1 protein-coding gene is annotated in these 1,127 nt (G+C 59.1%); it reads left to right on the top strand.

What is annotated here, in order from left to right; translation table 11 throughout:
- The first annotated feature begins 190 nt into the window (after nt 1-190).
- Nucleotides 191-970, top strand: a complete 780-nt coding sequence (locus DLJ49_RS21605) for a site-specific integrase (protein WP_147277398.1) — start codon at nt 191-193, stop codon at nt 968-970.
- Nucleotides 971-1,127: the final 157 nt, after the last annotated feature.

Raw genomic sequence — 1,127 nt, 5'->3', positions numbered from 1 at the left:
CACCAAACGTGTGACGACACTACATCCGCACTTCACCACCCTCTCGCAACCTAACCCCTTGAAATCCCCCCACCGGCCTCTCGCAGAACTCACAAATCCCCCCGGGAGGTGTCGAACTTCGGAGGCCAGGGTGAATTCAGGGAGTATTTCTGATGATCAGGCAATCAAGCGTCTTCGCTATCTGCGGCAGATGATCGATGAATTTCATGATCTTGCAGGAACTCTACCGAGCCAGATCTTCAACCCCGTCGCCGGTTTCAAGATCAGGCCGATTCCCAAGAAGGATAAGGCTTCGAATCAAGGTGGAAAGCCGGCATTGCCGGTGGGATGGGTCCGAGACCTTGCCAGCGGCAAGCTGACCGCGGGACTCGAAGTCGATGAGCGCGTTGATATCGGGATTGTCATCGCCGAAACGGGCTGCCGGCAGACGGAAATCGTGCACATCCCGCCCGAAGACATCGTGCTGGATCATCCGATACCGCACCTGCGGATCAGGTATGTCGAGGATGGAGAGCATGCCCGGGACATCAAGAATCTCGCATCCATCAGGCTCGTGCCTCTCCTCGGCGCTGCGCTCGAGGTAATGTGTCGCCATCCCGCCGGCTTCCCCCGGTATCGCGCAAAGGGTAGCTTTTCAGACGACATCAACAACTTCATGAGGGAAAATGGGCTTTTCCCGGCTCAACCTGAAGGTGGAAAACCTTACACCTTCGGCGGCACGAGGCACACCTGGGAAGAACGCGGACGGGCTGCGGGCATGACGAACGAGGAACGAGCATTCCTACTCGGCCATTCCGTCGGGAAGCTTCGTGGACGCCCGGTCTACGGCGATGGACCGGAACTCAAGCTTCGTGCGCTCTATGCCGAGCTGGTCGCCTTCCCCGCGGACACATGGCAGCCGCGCCCACACGCGGAGGTCTGGAGCCTCATCGAGGCCGAATTCAAGGCCCAAGGATATCGCGTCGAGTAAGCCATTTCCGTCGCTCTCGAAACAATTCAAGGAACGTCTGAAAAACCTCGCTCTCTGATCGGCGTGGGGTAGACTGGGCGGGACCACGAAGGAGGCCCCCGATGCCCAAGCAGCCCGCCTTTCCCGGCCTCCGCCACGCGATGAAGAAGAAGCAGAC

The organism is Rhodovulum sp. 12E13 (assembly GCF_003340565.1).
Taxonomy (GTDB): Bacteria; Pseudomonadota; Alphaproteobacteria; order Rhodobacterales; family Rhodobacteraceae; genus HLUCCA09.
The sequence above is the reverse complement of the archived record's forward strand: the minus strand, read 5'-3'. Positions and strand labels throughout refer to the sequence as shown.

Excerpts from the sequence above, each read along its gene's own strand:
- DLJ49_RS21605 (WP_147277398.1), top strand. The coding sequence starts at position 191 with ATGATCGATGAATTTCATGATCTTGCAGGAACTCTACCGAGCCAGATC.